The sequence below is a fragment of the Marinobacter lipolyticus SM19 genome (genome assembly GCF_000397065.2).
Classification (GTDB): Bacteria; Pseudomonadota; Gammaproteobacteria; order Pseudomonadales; family Oleiphilaceae; genus Marinobacter; species Marinobacter lipolyticus.
On the sequence record NZ_KE007317.1, the window covers coordinates 17,059 to 36,927 of the forward strand.

The following is a 19,869-nucleotide window of genomic DNA, read 5'->3' on the forward strand; positions in this document are numbered from 1 at the left end:
CTTTTTTGTGAGAGACCGGTTTACAGGTTGTCGTAATCGACCCGGTCAACCAGCTTGACGGCTGCATTGCGGTTATTGGCGATTTCCTGCAGTGACAGCTGGTCAGGGTTGATCTCACCCCATTCGGCTACCTGGCCAGACGGGCTGACGTTCGGGTTGGCCGGGTATTCGGTGTTCGCTTCGGCGTAGATGCGCTGGGCTTCCTCGGTAGAGAGGAACTCCATCAACTTGATCGCGTTATCGCGGTTGGGCGCGCTCTTGGTGAGCTGGATGCCGCTGATGTTGACGTGGGTGCCACGACCTTCAGCATTCGGGAACACCAGGCGAACGGCTTCGGCAGCCGGGCGCTGGTTCTCATCGTTCAGCATGTTGCCGTAGTAGTAGCTGTTACCGATGGCCAGGTCGCAAACGCCTTCGGCGATGGCCTTGATCTGGTCACGGTCGCCACCCTGGGGCTTACGGGCCAGGTTGTCTTTGACGCCTTCCAGCCACTGCTCGGTTTCTTCTTCACCGTGGTGGGCGATCATGGAGGAGATCAGGGCGATGTTGTAAGGGTGTTTACCGCTGCGGGTACAGATGCGGTTGTCCCACTTGTCATCGGCCAGTTCTTCGTAAGTGGTGATTTCACCCTCTTCAACACGCTCTTTGGAGGCAAAGATCAGGCGGCCGCGGGTGGTCAGAGCAAACCATTTGCCGTCCGGGTGACGCAGGTTTTCCGGAATGTTGTTTTCCAGGGTGTCGTTATCCACGCTGGCGACCAGGTCACGCTCGACCAGATCGTTGATGCGGGAGATGTCGACGGTCATCACCAGATCTGCCGGGCTGTTGCGACCTTCACGCTCCAGACGTTCGGCCAGGCCCTTTTTGGCGAATACGACGTTGGCCTTGATGCCGGTTTCTTTTTCAAAGGCGTTGAGCAAGGGTTCCAGCAGGTAAGCCTGACGGTAGGAATAGATGTTCACTTCGCCATCAGCGGAAGCGCTCAGAGGCATGACAGAGAGTGCCATGGCAGCAGCTGCAGCCAGTTTCATTCGCATAGTGTGACGTCCTTTCTCAAGCAGGGTTGACCGCCGTTTTCTGGTTCTGATTACGGCATTAAAAACGTCAACCATTCTCATTTGTGTTAGCGGTCCTGTCAAGTTGAGGATTGCAATTTTCGGCATGAATGGTGCTATGCTTCGGAAGACCCTAAAAACCAAGTAAAAAATTGGTGGATTCACAGTCTATGGTTGATCAGGATCGGCGAGGCCACGGGCGCACGGCGATGAGTGCGCAAGTGAAGGTGTCTCATGAAGTTTTCGGAGAGTTTCTGTTCTCGACCCGGGATATTTCCGATGGTGGTATTTTTATCGTCGTTGAAGGGGAGTCTTTCGACCCGGCCATAGGAGATACGGTGGAAGTGCAGGTCCAGGGGCTACCGGTTCCGGCGCCAGTGCTGGAGATGCAAGTCGTCCGCAAGAGTAACGACGGCTTCGGTTTGCAATTTGCGGATCAATAAACGGTTTCACTCCCTTCTGTGTGGATAATGGCAGGTCCTGAATGCCTATTTCCAGCAGCGAATCCGCCAGAATGAACTACTTTCGTATTTTCTCGATGTGCCTTCTATGCCTCCCGTTCGGTCTGACCGGGTGTGCGTCATACTACAATCACTATGGTCTGTTTCCGGCAGAGAACTCCAGTGGTGAGGCACGCCAAGTCCTGCTCAGCTGGCAGACGGCGGACTATCCGGATTGGTGGCTAGTGGCGGACAAATCCACGCCAATAACCCTGACCACTCAATGCAGCAGCCGAGTCTGGCGCCTTGCGGATGACTCCCACGACATCGCCGGTGAGTGCGCCGGAGGGATTCGCGCCTGTGGCCAGCCTGGGCAGGATATTGCGGCTTTCCGTGGGGAACCTGCCAATGAGCAGACAACCTGCATGGCCATTAATCCCGACAATGAGCAGGCCCGGGTGGTTGATATCGGTACTTCGCTGGAGTTGCTGGTGTCCTGTCGCCCCGTGAAGACCAGCCGTGTTGTTGGAGAGGATCAGGAGGGAACCGATTACCTTCGTCCATCGTCAGTGACGTACAGGGTCCACCTCCGCACATCTCCCCGCGGTGCATTGAATGCGGGACCGCCGGTTATGGATGACACGGTCTGTGACGCAGATTGACACTTTTGTACCAGAAGTGTGAGGTTCATCACGTTGCTACATTTTGTTTCCCCGTGATAGCAATGGTTACGCCATGTTGCTTCCCGGTTACTTTGCACTACAGAAATGTAATGGACTCTTTTGCTGACTGCTTCAGAATAGTAAACATCGATCATTCTGATTAAAGGGGTACGTCGTGGGCGTTCGTCAAAGGAAAATCGCCGTACATGATCTGCAAGTAGGCATGTTCGTATCCGATCTGGACCGGCCATGGCATCAGACACCTTTCCCTATCCAGGGCTTCCATATTCGCTCCCAGGATGACATCCGCTCGGTCATTTCCCACTGTAAATGGGTTGTGATTGACGTTGCGGAAGTGCGTGACAAGCTTGATGTGGTCAAGCCGGCAGGTCAGGTCTTCGGAAAGCGCTCCAACAGGAAGTACGGCGACAACCGGGAAGTGATTCAGTTGCCGCCGTTGCAGATCAAGGATCCGGTCCGGTACGAAAACACCACCACGCTGAAGAAGGAAATCAAGGTTTCCGGAACGGTGCTGGCCGATGCCGAAATGGCCCTGAATCGGGTGGCCGCTTCGGTCAGACGCGAGGAAACGCCAGATCTGAGAGACGTCGCCAGAGTTACCCGCAAGATGGTGTCCAGCGTGATTCGCAACCCGGATGCCTTGTTGTGGCTGAGCCGAACCCGGGAGCATGACGACTTCGTCTACCGCCACGCCATGAATACAGCCATATGGGCCCTGGTGTGCGGTCGTCACATTGGTCTGAATGAAGGCCTGCTTAACCATCTCGGTCTGGGGTGCCTGTTGTCACAGGTGGGCAAGACCGATCTCCCCGTCGAGATCCTGGAAAAGGAAGGCAAACTGGATGCGGAGGAGTTTGCCCGCTACCGGGGCTATGTCGATCGGGGCGTGGCGATGCTGGATGGGACCGGTGTGTCGCGAGCGGTGATCAGTGTCGTCCAGGGACACCGGGAGCGTCATAACGGTTCGGGTTTCCCGGAAGGTGTCCGCGGGGACCGGATTCCACTGCTGGCCAAGATTGGCGGTCTTGCCGAGTTTTTTGAATCTGCGATCACTCCACGCAACAGCTCCGAGCCCCTGACGCCGGCAAAGGCGGTCAACCTCCTGTATGACATGCGTAACATCGAATTCCAGGGAGATCTGGTCGAGAAGTTCATCCAGGCCGTCGGGATCTATCCCACCGGTAGTCTGGTGCAGCTCAATGATGGGCAGCGGGGCATTGTCGTGTCCCATTCTGTGGATCGTCGTTTGTGGCCGCAGGTCATGGTCATGACAGATCAATATCAGGAGCCGTTGAAGATGGCCAAGGTAATAGACCTGGCGAGCTTCAATGAAGGCAAGGGACCGGCGGAAACGCTGTCCATTGCCGAGTGCCTGCCCCACGGTACGGAAGGGCTCAACCCTGAGCACTTTGATGTCACCGGAACGGAATCCCGCTGGAACCTGTCCCGATTGGTCGGTTCCTGATCCTTCCGGCAGCCTCAGGCATGATCAGTCAATGATGATCCTGAGGCTTTTCCTTATCCATCGATAGGTATTCCGTGGGCGGAAGTTGACGATGACTTCCGATTCGCCACCGCTATCACCCGCAATGAAGTACTCCACGTTTGCCGTCTGCCAGCTGAATGCGTGAACCACCACATCCTGATTGCGTGTGCTGATGGCCTCGACATTAGCCAGGTCGGTGTCCCCGTTGATACGGCGAATGCTTACGTTCTTGATGCTGGTGTCACTGGCCGGGTGGCTGGCGGTTTCGTTGTCCAGGTAGTAGCGATTGCCAATGGCAGTGGTTATGGCGTTGAGTTCGCGGCTCAGGTAGTCCTGGGCTGCTTCGGTGTCAAAGTCGTCCAGGCTGCGACTGGCGTCCAGAATACGGTCACGCCTACTTTGCAGGTCCTCCTGGTAGTCCACATCGGGATCGCTCAGGTCTTCGTCTTCGGGCCGGGGTGGGGCGTTGTTGATCTCTTCCTGGGTGGGGGGTGTCTGGCAGAGTTCGTCATCTTCCGGGTAAAAGCAGATGGCTGCCAGTAACTGATTGGCCGGGGAGGGCGTGGTTCCCAGCGCGGTAAAATCGGTTTCGCTGACGGTAAAATCGATAGGGGCCGTCAGGTTGGGGAGGGCTTTATTCAGTTGCTGTACCACCCTGTCCCGAATCTCTATGCCGTTGTCTTCGGTGATCCTTTCATTCCAGTTCAGGGCGAGCAGGAAGCGGGTGAGATTGAGCAGCGCGGTGTCAGTCATCAATTGCTGTTCGGTGATCTGGTGTGTTCGCAGTCCTTCGTCATCGGTGCCCGGGTTGTTCAGGTTTTCGCGGATATCGGCAAGGAATTCCATTGGGGTAAGGTATTGGCCCGCGGGAACATCCGAAGCGAGGGTCAGGTTGCCGACACGAAACGTGAGGCGCTCACCGGGATAGTAGTGGAACTGGCCGGCGCTGTCGGTTGGTTCGCTGCGGCTGGCAGTGGTGTAGTGCAAACCGCTTATGCCATGGTATGTCAATGAGCCGGTGCGGGTGTCGTCGCTGCTGCTTCCGCTGTCTCCGCCGAGGCAGGCCGATAACAACAGTGCTGCGATGAATGGCAGGGACAACTGAAAAAGATGAACGGATCTCATGGTGCTGCTTGCATTCCCTGGTCTTGCGGCCTGCCGTATGGAAGCGTCTGGCTTCGCCGGGCCTTTTGTAAGTTGTTGTAACCGGCATTATAGGGAGCGGCGCCCGGGGATATCGGGAATCCTGTCGCAGTTTGGAGCTTTTCCGGTCCCGGGAAATCCAGGGCTGTGACTTGAAAATTCCGTTGTTGCCACAACTTAAAACACTTCTGGTTTAACAGATCACGCAATTGGCTGGGCTTTTTTGGCCCGACACGCCACTATTCTGGGTAGTTTATGACCAACGCATTGGAGATCGAGGGGCTGACCAAAACCTACGGTGATGGTTTCCACGCCCTCAAGGGTATCGACATGAACGTCAGGCAGGGCGATTTCTTCGCTCTGCTGGGCCCTAACGGGGCTGGCAAATCGACCACGCTGGGCATCGTGTGTTCCCTGGTGAACAAGACCGGGGGCAAGGTCCGGGTGTTTGGTTATGACATTGATACCCACCTTTCTGATGCGAAACTGAACCTCGGGGTGGTGCCCCAGGAGTTCAATTTCAATCAGTTTGAGAAGGTTTTTGACATTGTCACTACCCAGGCGGGTTACTACGGCATCCCGCTGAAGCAGGCAAAAGTGTCGGCTGAAAAATACCTGCGCAAGCTGGGACTCTGGGACAAGAAAGATACCCCGGCGCGGATGCTGTCCGGTGGTATGAAGCGACGGCTGATGATTGCCCGCGCCCTGGTGCACGAGCCCAAGTTGCTGATCCTCGATGAGCCGACCGCAGGGGTTGATATAGAGCTGCGCCGGTCCATGTGGACGTTCCTGGAGGAAATGAACCGCCAGGGCACCACCATTATCCTGACCACCCACTACCTGGAGGAAGCCGAGGCTCTGTGTCGCAATATCGCAATCATTGACCATGGCCGAATCCTGAAACACACCAGCAAGCGTGAACTGTTGCAGCAACTGCATGTGGAAACCTTTGTGCTGGATACCGAAACCACGCTTGAAAGTGCCCCGGAGCTGGAGGGCTTTCCCTGTCGACTGAGTGACGAAGGCGCGCTGGAAGTGGAGGTCGAGAAAGGGCAGGGGCTGAACCGGGTATTCGTTCAGCTTGAGCAACAGGGGATCAAGGTGGTCAGTATGCGAACCAAGGCCAATCGCCTGGAGGAGCTGTTTATCCGAATGGTGGAAGAAAACGCGCGTGAAGCCAGCGGAGGTGCCGCATGAAGGTCCAGGCAATGGTCACAGCGTTCAACACCATCGTCATCCGGGAAATCCGGAGATTCACCCGTATCTGGCCACAGACCCTGCTGCCGCCGGCGGTCACCATGACGCTGTACTTCATCATTTTCGGTAACCTGATTGGCTCCCGGATTGGTGAGATGGGCGGCTTTGATTATATGGCCTTCATTGTGCCCGGGCTGATCATGATGGCGGTGATCACCAGTTCCTACGCCAATGTGGTGTCGTCGTTCTTCTCGATGAAGTTCCAGCGCAGTATTGAGGAGCTGTTAGTGTCGCCGGTGCCCAACTGGATCATTCTGGCCGGGTATGTCTGTGGCGGAATGGCCCGCGGCCTGGGGATCGGGCTGATTGTGACCCTGTTGTCGCTGGCATTCACCCGGCTGGAGATCCATAACCTGCCGATGGTGGTGCTGACGGTGTTCCTGACGTCAGCGCTGTTTGCCCTTGGCGGGTTTATCAACGCCATGCTGGCCACCAAGTTCGATGATATTTCCATCGTGCCGACCTTTGTGCTCACACCGCTGACGTACCTGGGTGGGGTGTTCTACAGCATCAGCCTGTTGCCGGATTTCTGGCAGGGCGTGTCGATGATCAACCCGATCCTTTACATGGTGAATGCCTTCCGGTTTGGTATTCTGGGCGTATCGGATGTGAATCCTTTTGTGGCGCTGGGCATGATCCTGGTGTTTATTGCCCTGCTGACGGCGATCTCTTTGCGGATGCTCAAGCGTGGCAAAGGCATTCGCCACTAAATTTCAGCTCTTTTTGAACAGGACACCCCATGGCGCTTAATGATGCCCCCCTTGGCAAATCCAGTGAGTATCCGGACCGCTACAACCCGGACCTGCTTTTCCCCGTGCCCCGGGAGGAAAACCGTCGCCGCATTGGTCTGAACGACGGCCGCTGGCCCTGGTTCGGGGAAGATCTCTGGCAGGCCTGGGAAGTGTCCTGGTTGCGTGCCGATGGCGTGCCGGCCGTGGCCTGGGCGGAAATCCGTTTTCCGGCCGCTTCGCCGAACATCATCGAGTCGAAATCCCTGAAGCTGTATCTGAACTCACTGAATCAGGCCGTATTTTCGTCGCCTGACCAGGTTGCGGATGTGATCACCCGGGACTTGTCCAGCGGCAGTGGCGCGGCGGTGCAGGTGACCATGCGCAGCGTGGATGAGGGCGCCATGGCAGAAGGCCGCCCGCAAGGCTACGAACTGATCGACGGCGAAACCGTGGACGATGTGACCTACGATTACGCACCAGAATCCCTGTCGGCGTTCGGAGAGTCGGTTTCGGAAAGCCTGTGTTCGCATCTGTTGAAAAGTAATTGCCCGGTCACCGGTCAACCGGACTGGGCTACCGTGATGATCCGCTACACCGGGCCGAAACTGGATCGCAGGGGACTGCTGCGCTACATCGTCAGCTTTCGCCAGAAACAGGACTTCCACGAGCACTGCGTGGAAACACTGTTTACCGACATCATGGCAAGATGCAAACCGGAAGTGTTGATGGTGTGTGCCCGTTATACCCGCAGGGGCGGGCTGGACATCAACCCCTGGCGCAGTACCAATCCGGAGGATGGTTCCGGAGCCCGGCTGATCCGTCAGTAAGTGCGCAAGGGGAGGGAGTTAGCGAATTTCCTCTTCCTGCCGCAGGCGGTCAGCGGCGTCTTCCAGGGCGGTCAGAATGGCCTGGCGCTCCCGCTCGGAAATCTTCTCGGAATCCAGGTACATGGCAAACCCGCTGTGCTCGTGTTCCAGGAAACTGCGGTTTGGACCCATGTCGCGGCGGAAGTCCACCACTTCATAAATCGGTACCGGTTTGCCAAACCCTTTCACCGTAATCTCACCCTTGTCCCGACACATGATGCGGTCCTTGATCAGTGAGAAGGTCTCATAGGACACCAGGATTTCACCCGGATCGGCCAGGGATTCCAGCCGGCTGGCCAGGTTCACTTCCTTGCCGATGATGGTGTAATCCATGCGGTTTTCCGCGCCGAAGTTACCGACAGTGGTGTAACCGGTACTGATCCCCATGCGGATTTCCAGGGGAGTCTTGATGCCCTGGCTTCGCCATTTCTGGCGCATGATCTTCATGTGCTTGCGCATCTCGATGGCCATGGACACGCAGGCAAAGGCATCTTCCCGCTGGCCCCGACTGGTGGGGTCACCGAAGAACACCATGATCGAATCGCCGACGAACTTGTCGATGGTGCCGCCGTATTTCAGTGCCACCTCTGACATGCCATTGAAGTAGTGGTTAAGCAGTTCGGTCAGGGCTTCCGGCTCCATTTCCTCGGACAACTCGGTAAAGCCTTTGATGTCGGAGAAGAAAATGGCCAGTTTTTTGCGCTGGGTTTCCAGGCGCACATCCCGCTCACCGGTAAAGATCGATTGCCAGACCTGGGGTGAGAGGTACTTGGACAATTTGTGGGAGAGGGCAATGGACTGCTCCCGTTGATTCTGGATCTGGGTCTTGGCCATCATCAGTGCCCGCGCCTGCTGGTGGGAATAGAAGGCAGTAACACAGATGTAAAGACCGGTCGCCAGCAGCGATAGAATGCTGGTGATCAGAGGTGCCTGGAAACTTTCGGCCGGGCCGAAAATGGCCAGGCCGATGAACAGTGATGCCGTCATGAATACTGACCCGAACACCCATTGCCGGAAGCCGCCAATGATCAGGCAACTGAACATCAGCATCAGCATTACGGAGACTGACGGAATGGCCACCACGCCTATGGCGCCGACAAAGCCACCGCCAATCAAGCAGTCCACAATCAGCATTTTCTGGCGGATACGCGGGGAGTGTCTAAGGAAGGTGCGGCGGGTCAGGATGTGGGCAATGTGAGGCCAGGTCAGGGCTCCGGCAATCAGCCACAGCATCCAGTCCGGGAAAATGCCCTGGAACACACCGGAAGTGATGATGGCAGCCGTGGCAGTGTAGGCAAGGGTGCGCCCGTTATAATCCGGCATCGGTGGAATGGCGACGGGATCGATCTGGGCATCCACAGTGGTGGACTTGCCGGCACCGCTGCTGGCATTGCGCAGATCCACGGGTGCACTCATCATCTTAGAACCGGATCCTTCCAATGAGGATGTCGCGAAACATCACCCAGTCACCCATCAGGCTGTATAGCGGGTACTTGAACGTTGCCGGCCGGTTCTTCTCAAAGAAGAAATGACCGACCCAGGCAAAACCGTAACCGATAACGGGCAACAGCAGGAGCCACGCGAGCTTGGCGGTGGTAATGGCATAGAGCGCAACGATGATCACCAGCAGGCTGCCCACGAAGTGGAGCCTGCGGCAGGTGACGTCACTGTGTTCTTCCAGGTAGTACGGGTAGAATTCCGAAAAGTTTCGAAAGGCGCTTTGTTCACTCATGATTCTACCGCTCGCTCCTTATAATTTTTTAATGGTCGGAGTAGTACTAAAGGTTAACAGGTATACAGAAACGCCACAATTCAGATAAGGCCTACCTGAATTCCCTTCCGTTAGCCGGTAGGGGAAAGCGATTGCCGCTTCTGCTTCCGTTACTCCGATCGGAGCCTGACATTTTCTTCTTTTATCTCCCTGCATCTTTCTCCAGCCCCCTGAATACGTGCTCTCCCGAAAACTGGCATTGACGTTGCTTTGTCCATTGCAAAGAGGTGAACCGGCAAACCAATGCAGGGCCGGGCACAAGATTCGGGAGGCAGTATGGCAATTTCCTTTGATAAAGCACTGGGTATTCACCAGCACGCCCTGGAGGCCAGGGTAAAACGCGGTGAAGTATTGGCGAATAACCTCGCGAATGCGGACACCCCGGGCTTCAAGGCCAGGGATGTGGATTTCCGCGCGATGCTGGAGAAGGCGCAACAAAACGCCAGCGGCTTCAACATGGAGCGGACTCACGATGCCCATATGGATACCACACCCGGTGGCCAGGATAACGAGTTGCTCTACCGTTTGCCGCACCAGCCTTCCGTTGATGGCAACACCGTGGAAACTCAGCAGGAACAGAGTCGGTTCATGAGGAATGCGATGGACTACCAGGCGAGTTTTCAGTTCCTGGACGGTAAATTCTCAGGGCTGAAGAAAGCCCTCTCCGGTCAGTAACCGGGCGCAGCCATCATTTAGAGGAGCAGCATTATGTCCCTGGGTAACATTTTTGATATTGCCGGTTCTGGCATGACCGCACAGTCACTGCGGCTCAATACCACTGCGTCCAACATCGCCAACGCGGAGACGGCCAGTTCCAGCACCGAGACAACTTACCGGGCACGCAAACCGGTGTTTGCGACCATTCAGCAGTCCATGCTGAATCCTGATCAGCAGGGGATGGCGTTCGGAAGTGAGGATGGTCCCGGTGCGGGTGTTCGTGTGGAAGGCATTGTCGAGAGCGACGCGGAACTGCAGATGCGTTACGAGCCCAACCACCCCGCTGCCAACGAAGACGGTTACGTGTACTACCCCAACGTGAATGTAGTTGAGGAAATGGCTGACATGATGTCGTCCTCCCGCAGCTTTCAGATGAACGTGGACATTATGAACACGGCCAAATCCATGATGCAGCGCATTCTTACACTTGGGCAGCAGTAACCGGGCGAGGACTGACCGATGAGCGCAATTAACCCGACGAATGTCTCTGATGTACTGGGCGATTTTCGTCATCAGCAGGGCGGTGCCGGCAACGGTACCAGTGAACTCGGCAAGAATGAGTTCATGGAGCTGATGATTGCCCAGTTGAAGAACCAGAACCCGCTTGAGCCCCAGGACAATGGAGAGTTCATTTCCCAGCTTGCCCAGTTCAGCTCCCTTGAGGAAATGCAGGGAGTGGCCCGGAGCGTGGACGAATTAGGCAGTCAGTTCCGCTCCACCCAGGCGCTACAGGCGTCGGCCATGGTGGGCCGGACTGTTTTGGCGCCTTCGCAAATTGGCATACTCGGTAGCGAAGGCGAGATCACCGGCACTATCCAGGTGCCGGCCTCCACCGGCGGGCTGCGAGTTTCCATTGAGAGTCAGAATGGTGAGCGGGTGCGACAGATCGATCTCGGCGCCAGCCAGGCCGGTGTGGCTTCGTTCCAGTGGGACGGCAAGGACGGTAACGGCAATGCTTTGCCACCGGGTCCTTATCGCATTGTTGCTGAGGGTTCCTACCCCAGCGGTACAGAACAGCTCGCGACCATGGTTAGTGCGAATGTAGACAGCGTCTCTCTTGGCCAGGGCGGCAAGGTCACACTGAATCTGTCGGGTATGGGCTCTATCGCCCTGTCCGAAGTCGAACAAATTAACTGAACTACCGGTGCGGAACCACGAGGTGAATTATGGCTTTTAATACAGGGCTTAGCGGTTTGAGGGCAGCGTCCGTTGATCTGGACGTCACCGGTAACAACATTGCCAATGCGAGTACGGTTGGTTTCAAAAGCAGCAGTGCCCAGTTTGGCGACCTTTATGCCAGCGGTTTTCTGAGTTCCGGCACCAACCCCGTGGGTGACGGTGTTCGGGTACAGGATGTGAAGCAGTCTTTCGGTCAGGGCAATATCAGCTTCACCGACAACGGCCTGGATATGGCGATTAACGGTGATGGCTTCTTTGTGCTGAACAACGGCGGCGAAATCCGATATTCCCGTGCCGGCCAGTTTGGTATCGACAAAGACGGATTTGTGACCAACAACCAGAACATGCGTGTGCAGGGTTTTACCGCTGACGATGACGGTAACCTGTCTGGTATCCGTGGCGACCTGCAGGTCGAAACGGACAATCTGGCACCCCGGCGGACAACCAATCTGAGTTCCGATCTGAACCTGGATTCCAGGCAAAGTGTGCTGGAAAACCGGATACGCGATCTCGGTGAAGATCTCAGCGTGGCTGATCTGGATGGCGATGCGTTCCAGATAGAGTATTCCGACGGCACAACGTCACAGCTGATTACCATTGGTGCAGGGCAGCCGGCTAATGAAGTCGCCGAGCTTCTGGGATCACAGAAAGGTATTAACGCCTCTGCAAGGACTCAATTTGATTTGTCCGAGCAGTTTGATATGGCTCAGCTGGCCAGCGATCTGTCCGATCCGGACTTCGAGCTCACCATATCTCTGAACGGCAGTGACAACGTGACCTTCCGTGGCAGCGATGGCATTACCGATCTGGATTCCCTGGCTGCCGCCATCAATGACTCGGAACTGAATACCGTGCAAGCGCAGGTTTCCGACACCGGTGATGATATTTCCATTATCGACAGCCGCGGGTTTACCGTTGATATGGCGTACACAACCGGTGCCCTCGGAAGCCAGTCATTCGCTGCGCCAGAACGCGGCAACCTGTTTGTGACCGCTGAGCGTGAGGTTACCGGCATACTGACGGATTCCACGGGAACCGGCGCGTTTGAGGCAAGTTTTGCCGCAGGCGAAACTCGGATTACCAACGAGTTCAATCCGCTGGACCAGCGCACCTACAATCACGCTACTTCCACCACGATCTACGATAGTCTCGGTAACTCTCACGAGATGACCCAGTTCTTCGTGAAGGAGCCTTCGCCGGGCAATGGCGTGGGTCAGAGTGAATGGTCCATCTACATGCAGATTGACGGCGAAATGGTGGCGGGAACGGACGAAACGCCATTTACCGCACGCTTCAATCAGGATGGCGAATTGCAATCAATCAATGGCGATCCCAACGGTGAAATCGTTGTAGATGACTGGGTGCCGAAAGATGCGAATGGCCTGCCTAATGGTGCGGATGGTCCTCCTGCACCCGGGGAGGAAGTGGTGACGCCCATTCCTGAGCCACCGACCACGTCCGCGTTCGTAGTGGATCTCAGCGAAACCACGCAATACGGTAGTGCTTTTGGCGTGAATGACCAGAATCAGAACGGTTACACCACGGGCCGGCTGTCCGGTCTGGATGTATCCGATCAGGGTGTGCTGTTTGCCCGTTACACGAACGGCCAGTCCAAGGCGTTGGGGCAGGTGGCCCTGGCGGCATTCAATAACACCGATGGATTGTCACCTGTGGGGGATACGACCTGGGTGGAAACCTTCGAATCCGGTCAGCCGATTGTCGGGGCTCCGGACACCGGAACCCTGGGTTCCATCAAGGCCAGTTCGGTGGAGGACTCCAACGTCGACCTGTCTGCCGAGTTGGTCAACCTGATCATTGCCCAGCGTAATTACCAGGCGAACGCAAAAACCATTGAAACCTCAGATGCGGTCACCCAGACCATCATCAACCTGAGGTAATCCGCAAAACTCAATTCTGGCACAACTCCTGCAGGAAGACTGGTAACAGTCAAAATTCCGGCAGGAGTTTTCCCATGGATAAAGCCCTATACATCGGAATGTCTGGCGCCAAGCAGAACATGCTGGCCCAGCGTGCCCATGCCAATAACCTGGCGAACGTCAGCACCACGGGTTTCAAGAAAGACTTTGCCCAGGCCCGCAGTATGGCGGTGTTCGGTGAGCATCACCCGACACGAGCCTATGCCATGACCGAGAGACCGGGAACAGATCTGTCCGCCGGCGCCCTTATGGAAACCGGCCGCAAACTGGACGTTGCCGTTGAAGGTGATGGCTGGCTGGCGGTACAGAACCAGCGGGGCGAGGAGGTCTTCACCCGGTCCGGCAGTTTGCAGATTGATGTGAACGGACTGGTCCGCAACGCCAACGGTGACATGGTTATGGGTAATGGTGGCCCGGTTGCCTTGCCCCCTTTTGACAATGTTCAGATCGGCGCAGACGGCACCATCTCGATTATTCCTGTGGGTGGTCCGCCGGATCAGCTGGTGGAAATTGACCGCCTGAAGCTGGTGAATCCTCCGCCCGGTGCTCTTGAGAAAGGCGAGGACGGCTATATGCGCCGCAAGCCGGACCAGGCCCTGGACGGTCCTGAGCCGCCGGACGGAAATATGCGCGTGGCGTCTGGCTTTCTCGAAGGGTCCAATGTGAACGCCGTTGAAGAAATGATCGCCAACCTGCAACTGTCGCGGCAGTACGAGATGCAGGTAAAGGTTATGAGCACCGCAAATGAAAATTCCGAGGCTTCGGCACGTCTGTTGCAGAACCTCTGATAAACCTTGAGCACAGTCGCCGGATGGGCAAAAAAGCGGCAATACATGGCCGCCTGACAAAGCCCTCTGGCAAGGAGTAATACCATGCATCCAGCACTTTGGGTCAGTAAAACCGGGTTAAGCGCAATGGACACCAAGATGTCCACGATTTCCAACAACCTGGCTAACGTCAACACTACCGGCTTCAAACGGGACCGTGCGGTTTTTCAGGATCTGCTGTACCAGGTAAATCGACAGCCTGGCGGCATGAGCACCGAAAATTCCGAACTGCCGTCCGGTCTTCAGCTCGGCACCGGTGTGCGGGTGGTGGGTACCACCAAGCAATTCTCACAGGGCAACCTGGAAGTCACTGAGCAGCCGCTGGATCTGGCGGTTAACGGTCGTGGTTTTCTGCAGATCCTTCTTCCGGATGGCCAGATTGCCTACACCCGTGACGGTCAGTTCCAGTTGAATGCCGATGGCGACATCGTCAATCCGGACGGGTACACGCTGGAGCCCAACATCAATGTGCCGGAGAACGCCACTAACATCACCATTGGTAAGGACGGAACCGTGTCTGCCGTGGTGGATGATCAGGCCGCTCCGGTGAACCTGGGTGAGATAACCCTGGTGGACTTCATCAACCCCCAGGGGCTGCAGGCCATTGGTAACAACCTGTTCAAAGCAACCAATGCCAGCGGTGATCCGGCTGAAGGTGAGCCAGGCATCGGTGGGTTGGGCTCTCTGGAGCAGGGCATGATCGAGTCTTCCAACGTGGAAGTGGTTGAGGAGCTGGTGAGCATGATCACCACCCAGCGTGCCTACGAAATGAATTCCAAGGTCGTGTCCTCCACCGACCAGATGCTGCAGTTTATTACGAACAACATCGGCTGATCCGGTCGTCGCTTTTTTTGAGCGGATAGTTCTGCGGATAGCTGAGGGGATTAAGACATGAAGCGCATCGCGATAACAGGTAGCAAAACCCCAGCTGGCACTCTGGCGCTGGTCGGTATGCTGATCGTGCTGCAGGGATGCACAGCCATGAGCCGCCCAAGGGCCGTTCCGGATGACCCTGCATACGCACCCGTACGGGCCGAGGCGATGATGCAGCGTGATCCGGAATCCGGGGCCATCTTCCAGAGCAGCCGCAATCACAATCTCTACGGGGATACCGTGGCGCTGAACGTGGGTGATGTCCTGACCGTGAAGCTCGAGGAGTCCACCCGAGCCAGCAAGAATGCGGAAACCAGCATTACCAAGGATCAGGAAATTTCCCTGCCGGAACCCTCAATCCTGGGGCTGACCAACCTGAATGTGGCAACAAATATCAATCAGGAACGGGATTTTGAAGGCCAGGCCGAAGCGGACCAGAGCAACAGCCTGGCGGGCAGTATCACTGTGACGGTGACCGAAGTTCTGCCCAATGGCGTGTTGCAAATTCGCGGCGAGAAATGGCTGTCCTTGACCAACGGCGATGAATACATTCGCCTGACTGGTCTTGTACGCCCCCAGGATATCGCGCCGGACAACACCGTTGCGTCCAACCGTATTGCCAATGCCCGTTTCGCCTATGGCGGTACCGGTGATTTTGATCAGGCCAACCAGATGGGCTGGTTGTCCCGTTTCTTTAACAGCGAGTGGTGGCCGTTATGAGGCTGATGCGGTTCTGGATTGTTGTTCTGGCCTTTTCCGTAGTGGCTTCGCCGGTGCTGGCGGACCGCCTGAAGGATCTGGCTCGAATCAAGGGTGTGCGTAACAACCAGCTGGTTGGGTACGGGCTGGTGGTGGGGCTCGATGGTACCGGTGACAAGGCGCCGTTTACCAACCAGACCTTCCGCAACATGATGAATCAGTTTGGTATTACCTTGCCAGAGGGTGTTAACCCGAGACTGGCCAATGTGGCAGCGGTAACAGTCAGCGCTACCTTGCCGCCTTTTGCGAAACCCGGCCAGGAGCTGGATATCACGGTGTCGTCTATCGGTAATGCCGATAGTCTCCGGGGCGGAACGTTGTTGATGACACCGCTGAAGGGTGCGGATGATCAGATTTATGCCATGGCCCAGGGCAGCCTCGTGGTAGGTGGCTTTGGTGCCGAGGGACAGGACGGTTCACGTATTACCGTGAACGTTCCGTCGGTTGGCCGGATTCCCAACGGTGCCACCATTGAGCGGGAGGTGCTCTCGCCATTCAGCAAGGGAGACACCATCACCTTTAACCTGATGCGCGCGGACTTCACCACGGCGCGCCGGGTGGTCGAGGCGATCAATGGCATGCTTGGTCCGGGGATGGCCTATGCCCACGATGCCACGTCAGTGTCGGTGAAAGCGCCGAGGGATGCGGATCAGCGGGTCAGCTTCCTGTCGATTCTGGAGAACATCGAAGTGGATCCCGCTGAGGATGCCGCCAAGGTGGTGATCAACAGCCGCACCGGCACCATTGTGGTGGGTCAGAACGTCAAGGTCAGCCCGGCAGCGGTCACCCACGGCAACCTGACGGTGACCATTGAAGAGAATCCGGACGTGGAGCAGCCCAACCCCTTTGCGGGTGGTGAAACCGCAATCGTGCCGAGATCCCAGATCGCTGTCACTGAGGACCCAGCCCGGATGTTCCAGTTCGGCCCGGCGGTGACCCTTAACGAGATCGTGCAGGCGGTTAACCAGGTGGGTGCGGCGCCAGGGGATGTAATGGCCGTTCTTGAAGCACTGAAACAGGCAGGCGCACTGCGTGCCGAGCTGATTGTGATTTAGGTGGCGTGATGCAGGATTCCAGCGTTCAACAGGCCCGGATTTATACCGATTTCAGTGGACTCAATGAGCTGAAAGCCCAGGCCAGGACCGACAAGAAAGCAGCCCTGGCCGAGGTGGCTCGTCAGTTCGAGAGCCTGTTTCTTGGTGAAATGCTGAAATCCATGCGCAAAGCCGGAGACGTGTTCTCTGAAGATAATTATCTCAACAGCAACGAATCCCAGCACTACCGCGACATGTTCGATAACCAGCTCAGCCTGACGCTGGCCGGGCAGCGGGGCGGCACCGGTCTGGCCGAAGCGCTGGTCCGTCAGCTCAGCCGTCAGATTCCCGGTATGAGCGAATCGAATGGAAGGCTGTCCAGTCATAAAGCGACGCTGGCGGACTACGACCGCAGCCTTCCGGCGTTGTCTGAAAAGCTCCCGGAACAGGTGAAGGAAGTCGAGCGGATGGCTGCGGCTGAACCGGAAATGGCCGCCAGTGTGCCAGTTAAAGCCGAGGCTGCAATGCTGCCGCGAAGCTTTAACAGTCCTGCCGAATTTGTCCGGGAGCTTCTGCCGGTAGCCAGGCGTGTGGCCGCTGAGAGCGGTATTGATCCCCGTGTGATGATTGCCCAGGCGGCCCTCGAAACCGGTTGGGGCAAGCACATGATTGAAGGTGAGGGTGCTTCACCCAGTCACAACCTGTTCGGTATCAAAGCCGACCATCGCTGGCAGGGGGAGTCCGTCAATATTGCTACCACGGAATTCCGTGAGGGCGTTCCCATGAGCGAGCGGGCATCGTTCCGGGCCTACCCGGATTACGAATCCAGTTTCCGGGATTACGTGTCGTTCCTGGAATCCAACCCCAGGTACCGGGGTGTCCTGGCGTCTGCTGATCAGCCTGAAGTATTCGCACAAAAACTGCAGGACGCCGGCTACGCCACCGACCCGCAATACGGTGCCAAGATCCGCCGGATCATGAACGGCGATTCACTGATGACATCCCTGATGACAGGATCCATGGGTAATGCAGGCTCCCCGGACAATCCTGAGGCTGAGGAGTAACGGTTATGGCAGGACTGATCAATATTGGTCTGACAGGCGTCCTTGCCCACCAGGCGGCGCTGAATACCACCGGTAATAACATTACCAATGCCAACACGCCCGGTTACAGCCGGCAGGAAGTCCAGTTTGACACCCAGCCGGGGCAACAAACCGGGGCCGGGACCATTGGCAGCGGGGTCAGCATCTCCAACATTCGCAGGCTGGCCAATGAATTCCTGGTACAGCAGGTGCGTGAAGACACCACGCTGAATGGCGAACAGCAAACACTGAATTCGGAGCTGTCACGCCTCGATAACCTGCTTGGTGGAGAGACAACCGGTCTCAGCGGTGCCCTGAATAACTTCTTTGCCAGCCTGCAGAATGCTGCGGAAGATCCGGCCTCGTTACCGCAACGCCAGCTTGTTCTGAGCGAGGCGCAGCAGATTGTGAATCGGTTCCAGGCCCTGAACCAGGAGTTCATTCAGCAGCGCGAGTCTGTAAAAACCCAGATGCAGCAGGGTGTGAAGGATGCCAACACGCTGTTGAAGAGTATTGCTGAGCTGAACCTGGCTATTTCCGAATCCCCGGGGCTTGCCCAGGGAAAGATGCCTAATGAATTGCTGGATAAGCGTGACGAGGCGCTTCGGGAACTGTCGAATCTGGTCGGTATCAAGGTGACTCAGGCCGAGGGCAGTCAGGTCAACGTGGCATTGAATAATGGCCTGGCCCTGGTGGTTGGCAGCAATGCCGCAGAGTTTGGTACCCGCGAGAGTCCTTCGGAGCCAACCTCGCTGGAATTTACCCTGACCAATGGCGGTCGGACCCTGGCGGTGGATGAGCAGATCAACGGGGGCAGGCTTGGCGGGTTGCGCCGATTCGAGGCCGAAGCGCTGAAGCCGGCTTTTGATGAGCTCGGCCGCGTTGCCATTGCACTGGCAGACACCATGAATCATCAGCATGAGATTGGTCTGGATCTCGAGGGCGAGTTGGGTGGTCTGTTCTTCACCGACGTTAACAATATTGCAGCACAGCGAAGCCGGGTGGTGGCCAATGCCAACAACCTGGCGCCGAAGGATGCGCAATTGGCGGTTGAAATCACCGATAGCTCGCTTCTCGAATCAGGAAGCTGGTCCCTTCAGTTCAGCGGCGATGGCCGCAGTTACGAGCTGATTGAAAGTGAAACGGGAAAGATCGTGAATCAGGGCCGGTTACCGGACCCGGTGAATTCCGAAATCTCCATGCCGGGGTTCAACATCCGCATAGAGGGTGGCACCTTTAATCCCGGCGACAAGTATCTGATCCAGCCGACGCGGCACGCCGCTGCCAACTTCGACCTTGAGGTGGAGCGGGAAGAAGACCTGGCGTTCGCCAGCCCGGTTCGTGCCGAGTCGGACCTGGGCAACAGCGGCACTGCGCAGATTAATCAGGGCAAGATGCTGAACGTCCGTAATCCGTTCACCAACGCCTTACTACCTGGTTTTCGAACAGAAGGTGAGCTGACCAACGGTCCCCTGGAGGTTCAGTTTGCTGACGATGGCGCGGGCAACCTTGTGTTCAGTGTCTTCGACAATAACGGCGATGCCATTATTGCTGACAAGCCTTACCAGAGCGGTATCTCCAACAAGCTGTTCAGTGAAGATCCCAGTGACGGTGCGGAATACCAGGGCTTTCAGTTCGAGATTTCCGGTAATCCCGAAGTGGGTGACGTGTTCACCATCGACTTCAACCAGAACGGTGTGTCCGATAACCGCAACGCCGAGTTTCTGGCGGCGCTGGGCACGGCGAACACCATGAACAACGGTACCCAGAGCTTCACCGAAGGCTACGCCGGGGTGGTCGAGGCTGTCGGTGTAAAGACCCGCCAGAGTCAACTGGACAAGGACGCCAGCCAGACCTTGCTGGAGCAGTCCACCAATCAGCGGGAATCGGTATCGGGCGTCAATCTCGATGAGGAAGCCGGTAAGCTCATTCAGTACCAGGCTGCCTATAACGCCTCGGCCCAGGTTATGAGTGTGGCTCAGGATTTGTTTACGACACTGTTGCAGACTTTCCGGTAACAGGGGAGGGG

Annotated in this window: 20 protein-coding genes; 16 read left to right on the plus strand and 4 right to left on the minus strand. The window is 56.7% G+C overall.

Annotated features, from left to right (window positions below; all coding sequences use genetic code 11):
* Window positions 1-20 precede the first annotated feature (20 nt).
* Entirely contained in the window at window positions 21-1,037 is a 1,017-nt protein-coding gene (locus tag MARLIPOL_RS06505; RefSeq protein ID WP_012137252.1) for a Fe(3+) ABC transporter substrate-binding protein, read from the minus strand.
* Window positions 1,038-1,225: 188 nt separating this feature from the next.
* Between MARLIPOL_RS06505 and MARLIPOL_RS06510 the strand changes: the two genes are divergently transcribed.
* The 3 genes from MARLIPOL_RS06510 (at window position 1,226) to MARLIPOL_RS06520 (ending at window position 3,643) form a co-directional block, all read left to right on the plus strand.
* Window positions 1,226-1,498, plus strand: coding sequence for a PilZ domain-containing protein (locus MARLIPOL_RS06510; RefSeq protein WP_012137253.1), 273 nt, complete (start codon window positions 1,226-1,228; stop codon window positions 1,496-1,498).
* A 41-nt stretch (window positions 1,499-1,539) separates the two neighbouring features.
* Entirely contained in the window at window positions 1,540-2,157 is a 618-nt protein-coding gene (locus MARLIPOL_RS06515) for a hypothetical protein (protein WP_012137254.1), read from the plus strand.
* A gap of 175 nt (window positions 2,158-2,332) precedes the next feature.
* The gene (locus MARLIPOL_RS06520; RefSeq protein WP_012137255.1) at window positions 2,333-3,643 is read left to right on the plus strand and encodes an HD-GYP domain-containing protein; all 1,311 of its coding nucleotides are present in this window, start codon (window positions 2,333-2,335) and stop codon (window positions 3,641-3,643) included.
* A gap of 24 nt (window positions 3,644-3,667) precedes the next feature.
* On the opposite strand, the gene MARLIPOL_RS06525 is transcribed toward MARLIPOL_RS06520, so the two are convergent.
* On the minus strand, window positions 3,668-4,789 hold the full coding sequence (locus tag MARLIPOL_RS06525) for a hypothetical protein (RefSeq protein WP_012137256.1): 1,122 nt from the start codon (window positions 4,787-4,789) through the stop codon (window positions 3,668-3,670).
* Window positions 4,790-5,062: 273 nt separating this feature from the next.
* Here MARLIPOL_RS06525 and MARLIPOL_RS06530 point away from each other — a divergent pair, with 273 nt between their 5' ends.
* Genes MARLIPOL_RS06530 through queF form a run of 3 tightly spaced genes read left to right on the plus strand, consistent with a single transcriptional unit; the run spans window position 5,063 to window position 7,622 of the window.
* Window positions 5,063-6,004 (plus strand): ABC transporter ATP-binding protein, encoded by a 942-nt coding sequence (locus MARLIPOL_RS06530; protein ID WP_012137257.1) that lies wholly within the window; start codon window positions 5,063-5,065, stop codon window positions 6,002-6,004.
* Complete coding sequence (locus MARLIPOL_RS06535; RefSeq protein WP_012137258.1) at window positions 6,001-6,774, plus strand: ABC transporter permease; 774 nt, start codon at window positions 6,001-6,003, stop codon at window positions 6,772-6,774. Before MARLIPOL_RS06530 ends, MARLIPOL_RS06535 begins: the two co-directional genes overlap by 4 nt.
* A 29-nt stretch (window positions 6,775-6,803) precedes the next feature.
* Window positions 6,804-7,622, plus strand: a complete 819-nt coding sequence (gene queF / locus MARLIPOL_RS06540) for an NADPH-dependent 7-cyano-7-deazaguanine reductase QueF (protein ID WP_012137259.1) — start codon at window positions 6,804-6,806, stop codon at window positions 7,620-7,622.
* 18 nt (window positions 7,623-7,640) lie between these two features.
* On the opposite strand, the gene MARLIPOL_RS06545 is transcribed toward queF, so the two are convergent.
* Together MARLIPOL_RS06545 and MARLIPOL_RS06550 are read right to left on the minus strand one after the other, a co-directional pair.
* Complete coding sequence (locus tag MARLIPOL_RS06545) at window positions 7,641-9,080, minus strand: adenylate/guanylate cyclase domain-containing protein (RefSeq protein WP_012137260.1); 1,440 nt, start codon at window positions 9,078-9,080, stop codon at window positions 7,641-7,643.
* A 1-nt stretch (window position 9,081) separates the two neighbouring features.
* The gene (locus MARLIPOL_RS06550; protein ID WP_012137261.1) at window positions 9,082-9,393 is read right to left on the minus strand and encodes a DUF962 domain-containing protein; all 312 of its coding nucleotides are present in this window, start codon (window positions 9,391-9,393) and stop codon (window positions 9,082-9,084) included.
* Window positions 9,394-9,708: 315 nt separating this feature from the next.
* Here MARLIPOL_RS06550 and flgB point away from each other — a divergent pair, with 315 nt between their 5' ends.
* From flgB to flgK, 10 genes are all read left to right on the plus strand, one after another.
* On the plus strand, window positions 9,709-10,107 hold the full coding sequence (gene flgB, locus MARLIPOL_RS06555; RefSeq protein ID WP_036190921.1) for a flagellar basal body rod protein FlgB: 399 nt from the start codon (window positions 9,709-9,711) through the stop codon (window positions 10,105-10,107).
* 33 nt (window positions 10,108-10,140) lie between these two features.
* On the plus strand, window positions 10,141-10,590 hold the full coding sequence (gene flgC / locus MARLIPOL_RS06560; RefSeq protein WP_012137264.1) for a flagellar basal body rod protein FlgC: 450 nt from the start codon (window positions 10,141-10,143) through the stop codon (window positions 10,588-10,590).
* 18 nt (window positions 10,591-10,608) lie between these two features.
* The gene (locus tag MARLIPOL_RS06565; protein ID WP_012137265.1) at window positions 10,609-11,286 is read left to right on the plus strand and encodes a flagellar hook assembly protein FlgD; all 678 of its coding nucleotides are present in this window, start codon (window positions 10,609-10,611) and stop codon (window positions 11,284-11,286) included.
* Between the two features lie 29 nt (window positions 11,287-11,315).
* Window positions 11,316-13,226 (plus strand): flagellar hook protein FlgE, encoded by a 1,911-nt coding sequence (locus tag MARLIPOL_RS06570; RefSeq protein WP_012137266.1) that lies wholly within the window; start codon window positions 11,316-11,318, stop codon window positions 13,224-13,226.
* 74 nt (window positions 13,227-13,300) lie between these two features.
* Window positions 13,301-14,053: a flagellar basal body rod protein FlgF gene (locus tag MARLIPOL_RS06575; RefSeq protein WP_012137267.1), complete on the plus strand. Its 753-nt coding sequence runs from the start codon at window positions 13,301-13,303 to the stop codon at window positions 14,051-14,053.
* A gap of 84 nt (window positions 14,054-14,137) precedes the next feature.
* Window positions 14,138-14,926 (plus strand): flagellar basal-body rod protein FlgG, encoded by a 789-nt coding sequence (gene flgG, locus MARLIPOL_RS06580; protein ID WP_012137268.1) that lies wholly within the window; start codon window positions 14,138-14,140, stop codon window positions 14,924-14,926.
* Window positions 14,927-14,983: 57 nt separating this feature from the next.
* Complete coding sequence (gene flgH, locus MARLIPOL_RS06585) at window positions 14,984-15,685, plus strand: flagellar basal body L-ring protein FlgH (RefSeq protein ID WP_012137269.1); 702 nt, start codon at window positions 14,984-14,986, stop codon at window positions 15,683-15,685.
* Complete coding sequence (locus MARLIPOL_RS06590) at window positions 15,682-16,779, plus strand: flagellar basal body P-ring protein FlgI (protein WP_036190923.1); 1,098 nt, start codon at window positions 15,682-15,684, stop codon at window positions 16,777-16,779. The genes flgH and MARLIPOL_RS06590 overlap by 4 nt, the downstream gene beginning before the upstream one ends.
* An 8-nt stretch (window positions 16,780-16,787) precedes the next feature.
* Window positions 16,788-17,822, plus strand: coding sequence for a flagellar assembly peptidoglycan hydrolase FlgJ (gene flgJ / locus MARLIPOL_RS06595; RefSeq protein WP_012137271.1), 1,035 nt, complete (start codon window positions 16,788-16,790; stop codon window positions 17,820-17,822).
* Between the two features lie 5 nt (window positions 17,823-17,827).
* Window positions 17,828-19,858, plus strand: coding sequence for a flagellar hook-associated protein FlgK (gene flgK, locus MARLIPOL_RS06600; protein WP_012137272.1), 2,031 nt, complete (start codon window positions 17,828-17,830; stop codon window positions 19,856-19,858).
* Window positions 19,859-19,869: the final 11 nt, after the last annotated feature.

What these genes read in the sequence shown, in the direction of transcription:
- MARLIPOL_RS06505 (WP_012137252.1), bottom strand. Translation starts at nt 1,037, where the DNA reads ATGCGAATGAAACTGGCTGCAGCTGCTGCCATGGCACTCTCTGTCATG.
- MARLIPOL_RS06510 (WP_012137253.1), top strand. Translation starts at nt 1,226, where the DNA reads ATGGTTGATCAGGATCGGCGAGGCCACGGGCGCACGGCGATGAGTGCG.
- MARLIPOL_RS06515 (WP_012137254.1), top strand. Translation starts at nt 1,540, where the DNA reads ATGCCTATTTCCAGCAGCGAATCCGCCAGAATGAACTACTTTCGTATT.
- MARLIPOL_RS06525 (WP_012137256.1), bottom strand. Translation starts at nt 4,789, where the DNA reads ATGAGATCCGTTCATCTTTTTCAGTTGTCCCTGCCATTCATCGCAGCA.
- MARLIPOL_RS06530 (WP_012137257.1), top strand. Translation starts at nt 5,063, where the DNA reads ATGACCAACGCATTGGAGATCGAGGGGCTGACCAAAACCTACGGTGAT.
- MARLIPOL_RS06535 (WP_012137258.1), top strand. Translation starts at nt 6,001, where the DNA reads ATGAAGGTCCAGGCAATGGTCACAGCGTTCAACACCATCGTCATCCGG.
- queF (WP_012137259.1), top strand. Translation starts at nt 6,804, where the DNA reads ATGGCGCTTAATGATGCCCCCCTTGGCAAATCCAGTGAGTATCCGGAC.
- MARLIPOL_RS06545 (WP_012137260.1), bottom strand. Translation starts at nt 9,080, where the DNA reads ATGATGAGTGCACCCGTGGATCTGCGCAATGCCAGCAGCGGTGCCGGC.
- MARLIPOL_RS06550 (WP_012137261.1), bottom strand. Translation starts at nt 9,393, where the DNA reads ATGAGTGAACAAAGCGCCTTTCGAAACTTTTCGGAATTCTACCCGTAC.
- flgB (WP_036190921.1), top strand. Translation starts at nt 9,709, where the DNA reads ATGGCAATTTCCTTTGATAAAGCACTGGGTATTCACCAGCACGCCCTG.
- flgC (WP_012137264.1), top strand. Translation starts at nt 10,141, where the DNA reads ATGTCCCTGGGTAACATTTTTGATATTGCCGGTTCTGGCATGACCGCA.
- MARLIPOL_RS06565 (WP_012137265.1), top strand. Translation starts at nt 10,609, where the DNA reads ATGAGCGCAATTAACCCGACGAATGTCTCTGATGTACTGGGCGATTTT.
- MARLIPOL_RS06570 (WP_012137266.1), top strand. Translation starts at nt 11,316, where the DNA reads ATGGCTTTTAATACAGGGCTTAGCGGTTTGAGGGCAGCGTCCGTTGAT.
- MARLIPOL_RS06575 (WP_012137267.1), top strand. Translation starts at nt 13,301, where the DNA reads ATGGATAAAGCCCTATACATCGGAATGTCTGGCGCCAAGCAGAACATG.
- flgG (WP_012137268.1), top strand. Translation starts at nt 14,138, where the DNA reads ATGCATCCAGCACTTTGGGTCAGTAAAACCGGGTTAAGCGCAATGGAC.
- flgH (WP_012137269.1), top strand. Translation starts at nt 14,984, where the DNA reads ATGAAGCGCATCGCGATAACAGGTAGCAAAACCCCAGCTGGCACTCTG.
- MARLIPOL_RS06590 (WP_036190923.1), top strand. Translation starts at nt 15,682, where the DNA reads ATGAGGCTGATGCGGTTCTGGATTGTTGTTCTGGCCTTTTCCGTAGTG.
- flgJ (WP_012137271.1), top strand. Translation starts at nt 16,788, where the DNA reads ATGCAGGATTCCAGCGTTCAACAGGCCCGGATTTATACCGATTTCAGT.
- flgK (WP_012137272.1), top strand. Translation starts at nt 17,828, where the DNA reads ATGGCAGGACTGATCAATATTGGTCTGACAGGCGTCCTTGCCCACCAG.